Raw genomic sequence first — 14,860 nt, forward strand, 5'->3', positions numbered from 1 at the left:
CAGTTCTCTATATCATTCCCGCGCAAGCGGGAATGACATCGAACGCATTTTTCGAGCCATGCAACAACGCTGCTCGCAATGATGATTGACAATACTTTAATATAAATATAGGTTAATGACAATGATAAAACTAGAGCAAATTTTTTGGCATGTTTGGATTAACGGTGATTTAGTTCCTTATCAATTCGCAAGGATTCATGTTTTGACTCATAGCCTGCATTATTCAGGATCGGTATTTGAGGGTGAGAGAGCTTATAACGGCAAAGTTTTTAAACTAAAAGAACATACGGAAAGATTAATAAAATCAGCAGAAGCATTAGGTTTGACAGTACCTTATAGTGTGGACGAGATAATAAAAGCTCATGAACTTGTAATAAAACAAAATAATATTAAGGATGCATATATAAGACCGCTTATTTGGTGCGGAAGTGAATCGCTAAATATTACTAATCCTGATTTATCTACTAATCTTTTGATTGCCGGTATTCCATCTATGCCAAGGTCTTTTGAGAAAGGTATAAATTTGCATGTAAGCCGCTGGCGTAAAGCAATGCCTGACAGCACCCCGGTACAATCTAAATCCGCCGCTCAATATAATATGGCAATAACGAGTAAAAAAGAAGCTAAAGCTCTTGGCTATGATGATGCATTATTACTTGATTATGAAGGGTATATTGCTGAATGCACTACAACAAATATTTTTTTTGTTAAAGATAAAACATTATATACTCCAATTGCCGATAGGTTTTTAAACGGTATAATAAGACAGACTATTATTGAAATTGCAAAAGATTTAGGTCTAGAAGTAAAAGAAGAGCGTTTGAAATTAGAGCAAATAGAGGATTTTACTGGATGTTTTGTCACAGGTACGGCAATTGAGGTACAAAATATTGATTCTATAGATCTTGGCAATAAAAAGATTATTTTTGATGATCATCAAATTGCAAATACCCTAAAAAAAGAATATGATCTCTTGGTTAGGGCATAGAAGAAACGTTATTGCGAGGAAAATTACGTTAAGTAATTGACGGAAGCAATCTCAGGATGTTTGACAAGATTGCCACGTCGAAGCTTTGCCTCTCCTCGCAATGACATAATTAATAAATAAGTAAAAAACAATGTACAACATATTTAAAGGTTTAATTACCGCACTTATAACACCTTTTAAAGATAATAAGTTAGACTTATATGCTTTAGAGAGAATTTTAAAACATCAAATAAAGCATGAAGTCGATGCAGTATTAATTGCAGGCTCAACCGGAGAAGGTAGTAGTTTGAGTTTTGCAGAATATAAATTATTACTGCAAACTAGCGTAGAAATCGTTAATAAGCGTATTCCTATAATAAGTGGATGTTCATCAAATAATACTGCTTATGCAAGAGAACTTGCAGCGGAATCTACAAAAATCGGCGTAGATGGTTTTATGGCTAGTCCGCCATCTTATGTAAAACCTACCCAACACGGGATTTATAAGCATTTTGAAGCATTGCATGAAGCGTGTAATCTACCTATTATGTTATATTCAGCTCCAACTAGAAGCGGAGTAGATTTTTCTGATGAGATAATATTGAGACTTAGCAAGCTACCGCGTATTTTAGCATTAAAAGATTGTGGCGTAGATTTAGAACGTCCATTGCGGATTAGAGCAATAGTTAAAAAGGATTTCAATATTTTAACCGGTAATGATGAAGTAGTGTTAGCTTTTAATGCACAAGGCGGAGTAGGGTGGACTTCTGTAGCTTCTAATATTGCTCCCGATATGTGTAAAGAGCTATTAGAGAAGTGGTATAAGAATGATACTAAAGGAGCATTAGAAATCCATCAGAAATTACTGCCTTTATATAAAGTATTATTTGTAGAATCTAATCCGATTCCGATAAAATATACTGCATATTATTTAGGTTTATGTGAAAATGAAATTAGACTCCCATTAACTGAAGCAAGTGATAGTGCTAAAAAACAAATTGAAAACATTATAACATCACTATCCATAAAATTATGACCGAGTATAAGAAAGTTATTGCACAAAATAAGAAAGCCCTTTTTAATTATTTTATTGAAGAAAGATTAGAAGCAGGTATTGTATTAAAGGGTAGTGAAGTACAGTCTCTGCGTCAAGGCAAAGCTTCTATAGAAGAGAGCCATGCGGCAGATACCGGACATGAGGTATTTTTGTATAACTGCCATATTGCAGAATATAAGAAAGCGAATAGATTTAATCATTCTACTCGTAGACCGCGTAAATTGTTGTTGCATACTAAAGAGATAAAGAAAATTATCAGTAGAATTAGAATAAAAGGCTATACGCTAGTAGCTCTTTCTATGTATTTTAATAAAAAAAATAAAGTGAAAATTGAACTTGGTATTGCTAAAGGTAAGAAATTACATGATAAAAGAGGATCAATTAAAGAAAAAGACTGGAAAAGAGATCAGAGCAGATTAATAAGACAGAAGTAAAGAATTTGGTTGTGTGGGTTCGACGTACTCGGTGTTATCTAGTTTGCTTGTACCTGCTTTGTTGCATAGATACTAAATCGTCATTGCGAGCAGCCGTAGGCTGCGTGGCAATCTAGAAAAAATAATAAAAAAATTCTGTAAATCAGAATTTTTTACTGGATTGTTTCGTCAATTGCTATGCAATTTCCTCACAATGGCGGATAAACCGATCTACGCAACAATGTCTTCCAGCCTTTGCGGGAATGGCATAGATATGCAATAAAGTAAAAACTATATAAAATTTTTAAAAAGGTATTTATGCAGCATATTATAGGTAAAATATTAGTTATATTTGTAATTGTTATAGGAGTTTTATTTGTTTTCAAAACAATGAAAACTTATTCTACAAATCCGGTTTCCGTGGAGGTTAAACAAAGCGAGGATGCAAGGAAATGTGAAGAGGAAAGAGTCCAAGAAATAATCAAAGATTATTTGCTTAAAACTCCGGAAATAATAATAGAATCAATAGAAGGGTTGCAAAAACGTAAAGTACAGGAAAATGAGACTAAAGTTAATAACTATCTAAAAGATAATAAGTTAGGTATTGAAGATAGTACACGCTTTCCTGTTATAGGAAATAAAGACGGTGATGTAACAATAATTATTTTTTATGATTACAATTGTTCTTACTGTAAGAAAGGTGATGTTTCTATAAATGAATTATTGCAAAATGATTCAAAAGTTAAAGTTGTATTACGACCGCTCCCTATCCTTGGAGATGCTTCCGAATATCTTGCAAGAATAGTTTTAGCCGTTTATAAGGTTAATCCAAGTAAATTTAAAGCTGTTCATGATGAATTAATAAAAATAAGAGATGTTTCTAAGGAATCTATAAAAGAATTATTAACTGAGAATGGCTTAAATACTATAGAAATTGAAGAAATTGCCGATAGCAATGAGACTAAAGATTTAGTTACTCAAAATATGAAAATAGCTAGAAGCCTTAGAATCCAAGGAGTACCTGCGTATATAATTGATTCAAAATTAATACCTGGGTTAATAGATTTCCCACAATTACTAAATATAGTTAAAGAAATTAGGGATACTCGGTCAATTTCATAAATTGGCGGTGTCGTCTAGCAAGATCTGCGGTGCTCACGTATTAAGTATACGCTCCGCTCCTCGCGACTTGCAGACTCCTTGCTCTTTTTGAAATTGACCGTCGTATCCGTGAGCGTTCACGGTTGTTCAGTTTTTTAACATTTAATATAAATTATTGTTGCATGGCTCGGAAAACCCGTTCAGTGTCATACCTGTGGTCAAGCCACGAAGGTGACAGTGGTGAAACTGATCCACACAACAAAGCTAAGTCATTGCAGGAATGACATTGATTGCTATTGAATAACTTTAGCCTTTATTTAGTAAATCCAGCATAGTTTTACCGATATCGGCAGGGGATCTAGTGATAGTTACGCCGGCACTTTGTAGAGCTTCAAGCTTATCTTCGGCACTTCCTTTTCCTCTGGTAATAATAGCTCCGGCATGTCCCATTCTTTTACCAGGAGGTGCTGTAATACCTGCAATAAAGCTCACAATAGGCTTCTTGATTTTTGATTGTTTGATAAAGTCGGCTGCATCTTCTTCCGCATTACCGCCAATTTCACCGATCATAATCATTGCTTTTGTTTCATCATCTTTCAAAAATATCTCAATACAATCAACAAAATTAGTGCCGTTAACAGGATCGCCGCCAATACCGACGCATGTAGATTGTCCAAGCCCTACGGCTGTTGTCTGTGCTACTGCTTCATAAGTTAGAGTACCTGATCTTGAAATAATACCTATCGTTCCTCTTTTATGAATATGCCCAGGCATAATACCGATTTTACATTCACCCGGTGTGATAACCCCAGGGCAGTTAGGACCGATTAATCTAGTTTTAGAACCGACTAAAGCACGTTTTACTTTCACCATATCAAGTATCGGAATTCCTTCCGTTATACATACTACTACTTCAATTTCAGCATCGATTGCTTCTAATATCGAATCAGCGGCAAAGCCAGGCGGAACATATATAACGCTCGCATTTGCACCGGTTTTTGCTTTTGCTTCATGTACGGTATTATATACGGGTAAATCAAGGTGAGTATGACCGCCTTTGCCTGGGGTAACACCGCCAACCATGTTAGTGCCGTAAGCTATTGCTTGTTCAGAGTGAAAAGTTCCTTGTGAACCTGTAAAACCCTGACAGATAACTTTTGTTTTTTTATTTATTAATATTGCCATGTTAAATAATTTTTATTGTTTTTATTGTACTTTGATGTCATCCCGCAACTTGATCGCGGGATCCAGTCCTTTTTTAATTTTTTTATGGATACCATGGTCAAGCCACGGTATGACACCAAACTGGTTTTTCGAGCCATGTAACAATGCCTGCACACAACGACGATTATCTACCGTATCGCCTCGACTATCTTGCTAGCCGCATCTGCTAAATCATGTGCCGGTATTATTTCTAAACCGGAATTTGATAAAATTTCTTCGCCTTTTTCAACGTTTGTACCGGCTAAACGAACCACTAACGGTACTTTTATGTCTATTTCTTTTGCAGCTGCAATAATTCCTTCCGCTATAATATCGCAACGCATGATACCGCCGAAAATATTAACTAAAATCCCTTGTACTTCTTTATCAGATAAAATTATTTTTAAAGCTTCTTTTACACGCTCACGATCGGCCCCGCCACCGACATCCAAGAAATTAGCAGGCGAAGCACCGTAAAGTTTAATAATATCCATAGTAGCCATGGCAAGACCGGCCCCGTTAACCATACAGCCGATATTACCGTCCATTTTTACATAGCTAAGTCCTGCATTTGCTGCTCTAGTTTCTAAAGGATCTTCCTCATCGTGATCACGCATTGCCATAATATTCAGATGCTTAAATAAGCCATTATCGTCAAAAGTAATTTTTGCATCTAAAGCCAATAAGTTCCCGTCGCTATTTACAATTAATGGGTTGATTTCAATTTGTGCTGCATCGGTTTCAATAAAAGCATTATAGACTGATTTTACTATTTCTTTCATCTGTTTGGCTTGGTTATCCTTAAAGCCTAACTCATAAGCTATGCCTCGCATATGAAAACCTTGTAAACCAGTTGCAGGATCAACAGAAAATTTAATAATTTTTTCCGGAGTTTTTTCTGCTACTTCTTCAATATCAACCCCTCCTTCGGTAGAAGCTATGAAAGTAATACAGCTAGCCGATCTATCAAATACTATACTGAAATAATATTCTTTTAAAATATCATAACCTGATTCGATATAAAGACGATTTACTTTTTGTCCTTGAGGCCCTGTTTGATGCGTTACTAAATTAATACCAAACATGTCATGAGCAACTTTCTTGGCTTCTTCTTTACTCTTAACAACTTTAACACCGCCTGCTTTACCTCTGCCGCCAGCATGTATTTGTGCTTTAACCACATATACTTCCGTATTTAACTTATCTATGGTTTCATTAATCCTTTCGGTTTTCGTAACAACTAATCCGGTGGAAGTAGGTACGCCGTATTTTCTTAAAATCTCTTTTGCTTGATATTCATGAATATTCATTTTAAATAATTTATTTGAATTGTTATTAATTTTTATGGATAAGATGCATTCTTAACTTCTCAGACTATTTCTCTATCAAAGCTTATAAAACTATTAACACTGTTTGCTTCTCCTTCAGCAATAATTATATAATCAGCAAAACCTGCTTTTCCTTTAATATACTTACCTTAGCTGCAGATATTATTATCTCTTGGTTGCCAACAACAAAACCGGAATTATCAATAAGATTCATAACTGCTTCATAAATTTCTTGCCAAGTAAATTTTTTAACTTTTAATATCCACACAAACTCAAGCATTGCATATGAAGAAATAAAAATTTTATGTTTAGCATTATTTTTTAGGAAATTTTAAGCAGCCTTAGACTATATCTTGTCGTCTTCAAGGAAAGTACGAGTTAAAATATTAGTATCAATTCCTATCATTTTCTATAACCGCAATACTGATAGCTTCATCTATATCAGCTGGACCATTTTTGGCTTTATGTTTACCTTTGCCAAAAAAACTGTAAATATCTTTTTTTATAGGAAGCAGTTCTAATGTGTCATTTTTTTTGTAATTAATTATCAACTCAGAGCCTGAATGTAAACCAAGTTTATTCCTGATATATTTAGGTATAACTACCTGTCCTTTAGATGAGACTACTACTCTGGTACTTTTGCTCATAATACTAATATGGTAAGTGATATGATCTTACTTTGTATATAAAACACAATTTATTATATGTCAATAAGTTTATAATTAGGCTACTCATTCCATATTCTTTTTAGTACGTTATCTTTTCTAATAAAGTGATGATATAACGCAGCTAGTATATGCAAAATAATTAAGGCAGTAAATAATAAAACAGCCTTTTTATGGATTTTCTTAAAGATTTTAGCAAATTGTAAATCTTGAACAAAAGAATTTATAGTAAACAAACCATAAAAATCAATATGATGATTTGATAAAATAGTCATTAGAAAGCCGCTTATCGGCATTAATAATATTAAAAGATATAGCAAATTTATATTAATCTTAGCGGCTTTTTTCTGCCAATCCGGCATATTTTCCGGTAGCAAAACATTAGCATTATAGAATTTCCATAAGAGCCGTATTATTACCAAAGATAAAACAACTATACCGGTTGCTTCATGTATCCCGTATAGTTGTCATTTTAAAGGAGGTGCTACGAAATTATCCATTGGGAAACCGGCAACGAGCATTACTATAACTATAATACTCATGGTCCAGTGAAAAAATTTTGCAATTAAGCCGTAAGAATTTTCAGTATTTGTAAGTATAGCATGATAGTACTCTTTTGAAATTGTGATGTCATCTTTTTTGTCATTGCGAGCGACTGAAAGGAGCGTGGCAATCTCATAAAGCAGGACTCCTGAGATTACTTCGTCGAACTTACAGTTTCTCCTCGCAATGACGCAGGATATCAATTCCCAACTGCCTTATCTATAATCTTTTCCGCTTCTGCACCGGTAATTTTTTCTTTATCATTTAGAATGAGATTAGCATTCTTTAAATCGTCTCCTATATGTTCCGCTCTTCCTTTTAAAATCTTGGCTAAAAACTGCTCGGCAAGAGCGTAATATGAGATTCTGTTACCTGGTTTTGCAAAGCCGTGTCCTTCATCTTTGTAAAGTGCATAAACTACCGGTATATGCTTTGCTTTCATTGCGTTAACAATCTGATCGGCTTCAGCTTGCACAACCCTTACATCGTGAGTACCTTGTGCTATAAATAAAGGCTTTTTGATATTATCAACAAAATTAATCGGTGATCTTTGTCTTAAAAACTCTTTTTCTTCTTCGGTATCCCAAGGTCCTATACGTGTTTTATATATACTTAACAATGGTGTCATATAAGGAGCTTTAGATTGCACATGAGTTAATAAATTAGACATACCGACAACGTCAACACCGCAAGCAAATACGTCAGGCGTCATGGTAAGACCTACAAGCGTTGCATAACCTCCATAGCTTCCGCCCATAATACAAACTTTATCAAAATCGACTATATTACTTTTAATTGCCCAGTTAACACCGTCAATTAAATCAGTATGCATTTTACCGGCATATTCTAAATTACCGGCATTTAAGAAATCTTTCCCAAAACCGGTAGAACCACGATAATTAATACTTAAAACCGCATAGCCACGATTTGCAAGCCACTGATGCTCAGGATCGTATCCCCAGCTATCACGAGCCCACGGACCGCCATGAACGTTAATTATTAGCGGTACTTTTTTATCGGGGATATTATTTTTATCGAGCTTTACATCATTTGGAAAAGTGATATAGCTAACTAAATCAAGCCCGTCACGTGACTTGATAATCACCGGTATCATCTTAGCAAGATTATACTGTTCAAGTTCTTTACGGTTAGTAAATAAAAACTCGGCTTTTTTATTTTCTCTGTCATATTTATAAAATTTTACCGGTGCGTTATCAGCCATATAAGCAATGATCCAAGTTTTATCGTCTAACGTCCTACTATTAATAATTAAATCTCCATGATCAAGAGATTGCAAATATTTAACATCATCTTCAATATCTTTATCTAATATTTTGTATGAGACTCTATCATAGTCTACGGATACTGCTTGTGGAGTTTGTTTGATAGGATGAACTGTAAGTAAGCCAATATCGGCTTTCACATCTTCGGCTAATATTTCTTCACTACCTGTAGCTAGTGTTATGGCTTTAAGTGCTGAGGTATTACGATTACGTCCCTCTAGCATATATAAAGTTTCACCGCTAGCATCAAAACCGAGTATGGAAGTGTTGAAAGAATCTTCCATTGATATCTTAGTGAATAATTTAAATTCTCCGTCTTTTAATTCATAATATTCAACGGCTCCGTCTTTATCTAGTAAACTACCGAATCTTAGATTCAAATTTTCATCGGTTACATAATCAGTAAATCTATCATTTTTATAAATTAGTTCTTTTTCTAGAGTATCTAGATTTAACTTGTAAATATCAAAATATTCAGGATTACGGTCATTTAAATATATTAATATCTCATTCGGTTTTTTATAACTCACTCCGGCTATTCCGGCTCTAACTCCTTTTTCAGGAGTAAGTAATTTTGTTTCTTTTGTCTCTATGTTATAACTATAGATTCGATCGTTTTCATCACCGTTAAAATCTTGGGTATATAAAATATTTTTATTATTATAAGCTTTAGCATAAGACCAAATACCGCGTCCTTTGTCATGGGTTATGGCTTCTGCTTTACTAATATCGTCTGATGGTGCTAGCCAAATATTTAAGACGCTGTCCTTGGGTGCAACATATAGAATATATTTACCGTCATGGGTTAGAGAAACTCTTGCTTTATCAGGATTACCGAATAAAACTTTTCTTGGGATTATTTGATTATTATCCATTACTGTTTGCTTTTGAAACATAAAAATACCGACACTTATTATTAATATAGTGCCTATAATATAGAAAATTTTGCTCATTACTAATGGTTTATTAGGTTATTTAAGTAGTCATTGCGAGGAAATTACAAAGTAATTGACGAAGCAATCTCAGGAGTTATATGGTGCTTGATGAGATTGCCACGTCGATGCTGCACATCTCCTCGCAATGACATAGAATTTTATTTACACTCTTTCAATATTGCTTAAAAACCAATCAACTTTTTTGGTATTAGCATTACGTGTAAATGTCCATTCTTCTTTTAAATCTTCGATTTTGTCAACTACATTTTTACCTTGAAATAGTAATTTAATAAATATGTTGTTACCGAACATGTAAATTTCTGAATATTTTGCACTTAAAGCCGATGAGTCAAAAAAATCACCGTAAGACGGTGTGATTTTTTCAAATTCTTCCAAGTATCTTTTATCTATCAGCTCAGATAATTCTTGAATGTCTTTTTTATAAGCAGCTTCTATAATCATTTGAAAAGCAGTTTTAGCATTATTTATAAATTTAACCGGATCAAAGGAATAAAGGCGTTTATGGACTTGTTCCATTCCATCTACGACCGCAGTTATATTATGTTCCACTATTATATCTTTAAAAGCTTTAATATCTTGGACTGTTGGAATATTTTTTTCTTCTTTATTAGATTTAACTGTACTATAAGTTACGTCCTTAATAACCGGTTCGCCAAAATAAGATTTTTGCTTTGTCTGTTCCTCTTCTGAAGTAGAACCGAGAGTCGTAATTAATTTGTTAATAATAAAAAAGGCAATAACGGCAAAAATTAATAACTCTATTATTTGAGGAGACATTTTCTATTTATTTTTATTAAAAGATTATTCTTATATCTTAATATAAAAAAATAATCTTTTAAAGTTATTTAATAAAAATAAGGATTTATTTTTATTTGAGTTATACTTAAAATTTAAAAAATAACTAAAATATCTTGATTATTTTAATTATTATGATATTTACGTTTTGTAAATGATGTTTAAACTCCATCATTGCAAAACATTTATAGCCTTTAGTCCATTTATGCTAGGGGGCTGTTGTACTAAAGCTTAATTTTTAAGCGTTTTTATAGTATAACGGATAATTATTGTTTTCAATGATTGAGTTTATCCCCTAGCACCTATATACTGTTTAGCAACTCTTCCACTTTTATAGCATTATCAAATCCGTGATCGTAATGAAATCTTATATCAGGTGAGAATTTCATATTTATTTTATTAGTAATAAAATTTCTGATAGCATTTTTAGAATTATTTAATGCATCCATAATTTCATCTATTGTTAGTTTAGTATTAAAAGGCAAGAAATAACAATTAGCTATTTTTAGGTCGGCAGTAACTATAACTTTCGTAACAGTGAGAGGACAATCAAAAAGTCTGCTATCCAGCATTTTACCACGCCTTAGAATTTCGATTAATGCTTCATTTATAATGCTTGCTAATTTTTGTTGTCTATGAGAATTAGTTTTGGTTAATTTTTTCATGAGTTAAAATATATACAATTCTAGAGCATAATAGCATGCTTTTGCCAAACAACCAATACCTAAAAATTTTAGAAATTTTGTTTTAAAAAAACCGGAGAATAAGGAAATAAAACTTCCCCAAAAAGGAAATGCCATTAAGAAAATTATAAATATCTCATATTTATAATATAGTTTCGTTAAATTTTTATGTCTTAAAATATTTTGTTCATTTTTAGAAGCATAAAAGATATTTAAAACTATTCTTCCAAAAATATAATTGACTACATTACCGCTAAGAAAAGCACAAGTAGCTACTAACAGCATTATTAAACTATTATAGCCTCCAAACATTTTCATAGAATGAAATATTAATTCATTCTGAAAACCGATAACAAGATTTGAGACAAAACTATCAACAAATAATAAACTATATGCTTCAAATTGATTCATAAATGTAATATATTGAATTTTAATTAGGGTTGTTGTATTGCTCGATCTTTTTGTTGTCACCCTGTGGTCAAGCCACGGGGTCCAGAAAAACAACTAAAAATACTAATAATATTAGTATTTTTAACTGGATCCCGTGATCAAGTCACGGGGGAAATGACAGGGATGGAATCGATCCACGCAATAATGCCCGCTCGCAATGATGATTTCGGCAACCCTTACTATCTAACACCAAAATAAAGTAACCGGCAATGAAAAAGCAAATTATTTATCCTGATTTTATAGCGCGAATTTTTTCTACGGCACTTGATTTATCATTATTTGCCTTTATAGCAATCCCAATATCACAATTTTGTTCTTTTAATTTATTATGGTTGTTCTTTAATGATTATTTCCTTAGCAATAACATTAATCTTCATAATCCCAATGAAATGTTTAACTCTGTTATGAGTCAGGAATTTTATGAATATCTTAAAGCAGGAAATTTTAATAAATATATTTTGTTTAATATTTCAATTTTTACTACTAATATATTAGTAATAGGCTCATATTTCATAACGCTTTGGTATTATAAAGGTGCAACGCTTAGTAAAATGTTTTTACGTATGAAAATCGTAGATGCCGTAACATTAAATCATCCGACTTTAAAGCAGTTAATTAAAAGATTTTTAGGATATATGACTTTTCCTATAGGTATTTTTTTCATACTTTTTTCTTCTAAAAAACAAGCATTACATGATAAAATAGCTGGAACAGTCGTTATTAAGTCTTAAATGTATAACTGATATGAATGAAACAAATGATATAGATCAACTAATTTATCTTTTTTCCAAATTACCTGGTCTTGGTAGTAGGTCGGCAAGACGTATAGTGCTTTACCTACTACAAGATAAAGATGTTAGGTTAAAAAACCTGATTAATAACCTTATAGAGATAGATAAGAAAATAGTAAAATGTGAGATTTGCGGTAATTTAGATACTGCAAATATTTGCCATATTTGTTCTTCTGAATATAGGGACAAGTCGGTTATTGCCGTCGTTGAAACCATAGCTGAATTATGGGCAATGGAGCGTAGCGGTAATTTTAAAGGTTTATATCACGTACTCGGTCATAATTTATCGGCAGCTAGTAGGCAAAACCCTAGTATACTTCAGTTACCTGAACTACTTAAAAGATGTTTTGCAGAAAATATTAAAGAAGTTATTATTGCTACTAATTCTACTTTAGAAGGTCAGACTACTGCTTATTTTATTACAGAATATTTAAAAGAGCATCCTGCTAGAATTTCTCGCCTTGCTAGCGGTATACCTATCGGAGGTGAACTTGATTATTTAGATGAAGGTACTTTATCTGCCGCTATTAACCTACGCCAACCTTTTGAGTAAAAATTAACAATTTTATTAAAGTTATAGCGAATCTTGATGAAATTCTAGATGATATTCGCCGGCAAATTTTATTACATCATTATGATTCCCTTGATGATCAAAATTTATCAGTAATTCACTGTGTTCGTTTGAATGTAATATATTTGTGAATAAACGCTGGTCACCCGTCAATTTTAATTTCAACTGCTTTTTTACCGATAAATTTAACGCCGTTATCCCCTTGTTGTCTATATATTATACCTTTCTTTAAGGCATTTACAAATTTATCACATTGATTCTTATCTAATTTTTCTTGTAATTTTTCACTAATTCTTCCATAACATTTAAGTCCTTGATATTTGCCTAAAGGTGTAGTGTTATTACTTATAATTTCCCCTTCTTTATTAACTTTCCAACTGCTGTAACTAGGAATAACTTGCCCGATAGTATGAAGTAAATGTGCATTTTTTATTGATTGATAATATTCATAAATTTTTTATAGGATTTTGATTTTCATACTGCTCTAGCTCTTCTTTAAGTGATAATAAACCAATATATTCCTATATCTTTTCTTGATCATTAGCGAGCCTTACAGCTGCGAGTCCATTCTCAATGGCTTCCTGATTTTTATTATCATATTGTAAAATTTCCTCAACTTTGTTTAAAGCGAAGTCGTATTTCTTAATTGCGATTAAACAAGTGATAATCTTATTAATTTTTTCTATAGCTTGTGCTTGTGAAAAAGTAAGGTTGCTAACAAGAGCTTCTATATGAATTTGGTTAATATATTCTTCAGGATTTAATAAAAATTCTATTTCTTGGAAGATATTACTGAGATATGGAGTTATTTTATTTTTAGGTGTTTTTTGTATAAATTGTTTAGCTAATTCATATTATTTGGTATATAAGGCTGTTGTAGATAATAATGTAGAACCACTAATAGAGTTGCTAATTTTGATTAACTCATCCTTTAGGTTTTTTTCATTCAAAATTTTCTCAGAAGTAGAATATTTATTGTATTTGGCAATATATTGAAAACATCGAAACTGTTCTTTACTATCTTTAGATAAATTGTCTTGGTTAATTAGATTTAATTTAGCTTTAGTAATTTCAGCTAAATTAAAACTCATTTCTGTCAAAATTTTTATATCTTTGGGAGCATTTTTTATTAAATTTTTTGCTTCTGTTGCCCTTTCGTTAAGTAAATAAATATTAAATAAGCTATAGATTGAATCGCTATCGTTTGGTCGATCCTTTAAAATGCGTAATAATTGCTCTTCGGCTAATGACAATTTTCCTGTATTATTATAAGCTACCGATAGATTATAACGGCAAAAATAGATGACTTTATTTTCCTGTTTTTGCTCATTGTTTACTAGATTCGCTAGTCGCGGTTCAAGTAACGTTATTATTTCATAATATTTTTTGGTAGCAAGCAATATTTCAGAAAAAGAGCTTAGAATAGCAAAATCTTCTATATCTGCTAACTGTTTAATAATATCAGGTTGAAATTCAGGTTTTACAAATAATAAAATTTAGATATTTTTGATACCATTCTCCTTGAGTTTTAAGTAAATTTAAAACTATAGGTGCTGATTTAAGTATATCTTTAGCTACTTCTTTTATTAATGAAATATTCTTTTCTATTATGGCTAAACGAAAAATATTTTCCTTAGCGATAAATTTATTGATAATCTTAGCGATAGGGTTAGAAGAATTGGAGCTAGGTTTGTATTCAAAAAATATTTCTGCTTTAGAATTTTTATTAATTAAAGAATTATATTCACTAATCTCATAATCTTTAAATAACTCATGATTTTTAAGTTCTTCGTAACTGTAATTTTTTAATACACATTCCAATAGCTAATTTTGAGTTTTTTATTTCTTCAATAGTTCTTAAATAATTATTTTTTATATCAAAATCTTTAACTATTGCTGAGTACAATTCTATAGCTGTATTTAAGGTAATATTGCGAGTTTCAAGTGGTAACCATAAAATATGGTTATTTTCAGAAAAGTTAATAGAAGACTTTTTTGATTTCATATATAATACCTAGTTATTTTTAACAAGGCATCATATATTAATTTAATTC

19 protein-coding genes and 1 pseudogene are annotated in these 14,860 nt (G+C 32.0%); 7 read left to right on the top strand and 13 right to left on the bottom strand.

All coding sequences use genetic code 11. The features are described from left to right. Window positions 1-115: 115 nt before the first annotated feature. The 5 genes and pseudogenes from AB1146_RS06240 (at window position 116) to AB1146_RS06260 (ending at window position 3,559) form a co-directional block, all read left to right on the top strand. Window positions 116-988, top strand: a complete 873-nt coding sequence (locus AB1146_RS06240) for a branched-chain amino acid transaminase (RefSeq protein WP_010423158.1) — start codon at window positions 116-118, stop codon at window positions 986-988. A gap of 130 nt (window positions 989-1,118) precedes the next feature. Beyond that, window positions 1,119-2,003 (top strand): 4-hydroxy-tetrahydrodipicolinate synthase, encoded by an 885-nt coding sequence (gene dapA, locus AB1146_RS06245; protein WP_010423157.1) that lies wholly within the window; start codon window positions 1,119-1,121, stop codon window positions 2,001-2,003. After that, the gene (gene smpB, locus AB1146_RS06250; RefSeq protein ID WP_010423156.1) at window positions 2,000-2,458 is read left to right on the top strand and encodes an SsrA-binding protein SmpB; all 459 of its coding nucleotides are present in this window, start codon (window positions 2,000-2,002) and stop codon (window positions 2,456-2,458) included. The genes dapA and smpB overlap by 4 nt, the downstream gene beginning before the upstream one ends. Window positions 2,459-2,560: 102 nt before the next feature. Continuing rightward, window positions 2,561-2,645 (top strand): annotated as a pseudogene (locus AB1146_RS06255) (lytic transglycosylase domain-containing protein); the annotation flags it as partial. A gap of 110 nt (window positions 2,646-2,755) precedes the next feature. Then, entirely contained in the window at window positions 2,756-3,559 is an 804-nt protein-coding gene (locus AB1146_RS06260) for a DsbA family protein (protein WP_010423155.1), read from the top strand. Between the two features lie 285 nt (window positions 3,560-3,844). On the opposite strand, the gene sucD is transcribed toward AB1146_RS06260, so the two are convergent. From sucD to AB1146_RS06310, 9 genes are all read right to left on the bottom strand, one after another. Next, window positions 3,845-4,723 (bottom strand): succinate--CoA ligase subunit alpha, encoded by an 879-nt coding sequence (gene sucD, locus AB1146_RS06265; RefSeq protein WP_010423152.1) that lies wholly within the window; start codon window positions 4,721-4,723, stop codon window positions 3,845-3,847. A 167-nt stretch (window positions 4,724-4,890) separates the two neighbouring features. Further along, a complete protein-coding gene (gene sucC / locus AB1146_RS06275) occupies window positions 4,891-6,051 on the bottom strand; it encodes an ADP-forming succinate--CoA ligase subunit beta (protein ID WP_010423151.1) in 1,161 nt (386 codons plus the stop codon). A gap of 124 nt (window positions 6,052-6,175) precedes the next feature. Continuing rightward, complete coding sequence (locus AB1146_RS06280) at window positions 6,176-6,337, bottom strand: hypothetical protein (RefSeq protein WP_355403776.1); 162 nt, start codon at window positions 6,335-6,337, stop codon at window positions 6,176-6,178. A gap of 124 nt (window positions 6,338-6,461) precedes the next feature. Further along, window positions 6,462-6,716, bottom strand: a complete 255-nt coding sequence (locus tag AB1146_RS06285; RefSeq protein WP_010423149.1) for an AbrB/MazE/SpoVT family DNA-binding domain-containing protein — start codon at window positions 6,714-6,716, stop codon at window positions 6,462-6,464. Between the two features lie 80 nt (window positions 6,717-6,796). Then, complete coding sequence (locus tag AB1146_RS06290; RefSeq protein WP_010423148.1) at window positions 6,797-7,156, bottom strand: cytochrome b; 360 nt, start codon at window positions 7,154-7,156, stop codon at window positions 6,797-6,799. A gap of 320 nt (window positions 7,157-7,476) precedes the next feature. Continuing rightward, a complete protein-coding gene (locus AB1146_RS06295) occupies window positions 7,477-9,513 on the bottom strand; it encodes a S9 family peptidase (RefSeq protein ID WP_010423143.1) in 2,037 nt (678 codons plus the stop codon). A 144-nt stretch (window positions 9,514-9,657) separates the two neighbouring features. Next, window positions 9,658-10,293 (bottom strand): Tim44 domain-containing protein, encoded by a 636-nt coding sequence (locus AB1146_RS06300; protein WP_010423142.1) that lies wholly within the window; start codon window positions 10,291-10,293, stop codon window positions 9,658-9,660. Between the two features lie 320 nt (window positions 10,294-10,613). Further along, window positions 10,614-10,976 (bottom strand): 30S ribosome-binding factor RbfA, encoded by a 363-nt coding sequence (gene rbfA, locus AB1146_RS06305; RefSeq protein WP_010423141.1) that lies wholly within the window; start codon window positions 10,974-10,976, stop codon window positions 10,614-10,616. 3 nt (window positions 10,977-10,979) lie between these two features. Continuing rightward, window positions 10,980-11,405 (bottom strand): YqaA family protein, encoded by a 426-nt coding sequence (locus tag AB1146_RS06310; RefSeq protein WP_010423140.1) that lies wholly within the window; start codon window positions 11,403-11,405, stop codon window positions 10,980-10,982. A 248-nt stretch (window positions 11,406-11,653) separates the two neighbouring features. On the opposite strand from AB1146_RS06310, the gene AB1146_RS06315 reads away from it, so the two are divergent. Continuing rightward, window positions 11,654-12,175 carry an RDD family protein gene (locus AB1146_RS06315; RefSeq protein WP_010423139.1) on the top strand — a complete coding sequence of 174 codons (522 nt, stop codon included), beginning with the start codon at window positions 11,654-11,656 and terminating at the stop codon, window positions 12,173-12,175. 13 nt (window positions 12,176-12,188) lie between these two features. Then, complete coding sequence (recR, locus tag AB1146_RS06320) at window positions 12,189-12,788, top strand: recombination mediator RecR (protein WP_010423138.1); 600 nt, start codon at window positions 12,189-12,191, stop codon at window positions 12,786-12,788. 21 nt (window positions 12,789-12,809) lie between these two features. On the opposite strand, the gene AB1146_RS06325 is transcribed toward recR, so the two are convergent. From AB1146_RS06325 to AB1146_RS06340, 4 genes are all read right to left on the bottom strand, one after another. Continuing rightward, the gene (locus AB1146_RS06325) at window positions 12,810-12,971 is read right to left on the bottom strand and encodes a hypothetical protein (protein ID WP_232203615.1); all 162 of its coding nucleotides are present in this window, start codon (window positions 12,969-12,971) and stop codon (window positions 12,810-12,812) included. Window positions 12,972-13,660: 689 nt separating this feature from the next. After that, the gene (locus tag AB1146_RS06330) at window positions 13,661-14,206 is read right to left on the bottom strand and encodes a hypothetical protein (RefSeq protein ID WP_010423137.1); all 546 of its coding nucleotides are present in this window, start codon (window positions 14,204-14,206) and stop codon (window positions 13,661-13,663) included. Window positions 14,207-14,279: 73 nt separating this feature from the next. After that, window positions 14,280-14,627 carry a hypothetical protein gene (locus AB1146_RS06335; RefSeq protein ID WP_010423136.1) on the bottom strand — a complete coding sequence of 116 codons (348 nt, stop codon included), beginning with the start codon at window positions 14,625-14,627 and terminating at the stop codon, window positions 14,280-14,282. After that, on the bottom strand, window positions 14,587-14,811 hold the full coding sequence (locus tag AB1146_RS06340; RefSeq protein ID WP_010423135.1) for a hypothetical protein: 225 nt from the start codon (window positions 14,809-14,811) through the stop codon (window positions 14,587-14,589). The genes AB1146_RS06335 and AB1146_RS06340 overlap by 41 nt, the downstream gene beginning before the upstream one ends. Window positions 14,812-14,860 lie beyond the last annotated feature (49 nt).

The organism is Rickettsia helvetica (genome assembly GCF_963970025.1).
Classification (GTDB): Bacteria; Pseudomonadota; Alphaproteobacteria; order Rickettsiales; family Rickettsiaceae; genus Rickettsia; species Rickettsia helvetica.

Bases quoted from the DNA above. Each gene is read 5' to 3' on its own strand.
- AB1146_RS06240 (WP_010423158.1), top strand. From the start codon at position 116: ATGACAATGATAAAACTAGAGCAAATTTTTTGGCATGTTTGGATTAAC.
- dapA (WP_010423157.1), top strand. From the start codon at position 1,119: ATGTACAACATATTTAAAGGTTTAATTACCGCACTTATAACACCTTTT.
- smpB (WP_010423156.1), top strand. From the start codon at position 2,000: ATGACCGAGTATAAGAAAGTTATTGCACAAAATAAGAAAGCCCTTTTT.
- AB1146_RS06260 (WP_010423155.1), top strand. From the start codon at position 2,756: ATGCAGCATATTATAGGTAAAATATTAGTTATATTTGTAATTGTTATA.
- sucD (WP_010423152.1), bottom strand. From the start codon at position 4,723: ATGGCAATATTAATAAATAAAAAAACAAAAGTTATCTGTCAGGGTTTT.
- sucC (WP_010423151.1), bottom strand. From the start codon at position 6,051: ATGAATATTCATGAATATCAAGCAAAAGAGATTTTAAGAAAATACGGC.
- AB1146_RS06285 (WP_010423149.1), bottom strand. From the start codon at position 6,716: ATGAGCAAAAGTACCAGAGTAGTAGTCTCATCTAAAGGACAGGTAGTT.
- AB1146_RS06295 (WP_010423143.1), bottom strand. From the start codon at position 9,513: ATGAGCAAAATTTTCTATATTATAGGCACTATATTAATAATAAGTGTC.
- AB1146_RS06300 (WP_010423142.1), bottom strand. From the start codon at position 10,293: ATGTCTCCTCAAATAATAGAGTTATTAATTTTTGCCGTTATTGCCTTT.
- rbfA (WP_010423141.1), bottom strand. From the start codon at position 10,976: ATGAAAAAATTAACCAAAACTAATTCTCATAGACAACAAAAATTAGCA.
- AB1146_RS06310 (WP_010423140.1), bottom strand. From the start codon at position 11,405: ATGAATCAATTTGAAGCATATAGTTTATTATTTGTTGATAGTTTTGTC.
- AB1146_RS06315 (WP_010423139.1), top strand. From the start codon at position 11,654: ATGAAAAAGCAAATTATTTATCCTGATTTTATAGCGCGAATTTTTTCT.
- recR (WP_010423138.1), top strand. From the start codon at position 12,189: ATGAATGAAACAAATGATATAGATCAACTAATTTATCTTTTTTCCAAA.
- AB1146_RS06340 (WP_010423135.1), bottom strand. From the start codon at position 14,811: ATGAAATCAAAAAAGTCTTCTATTAACTTTTCTGAAAATAACCATATT.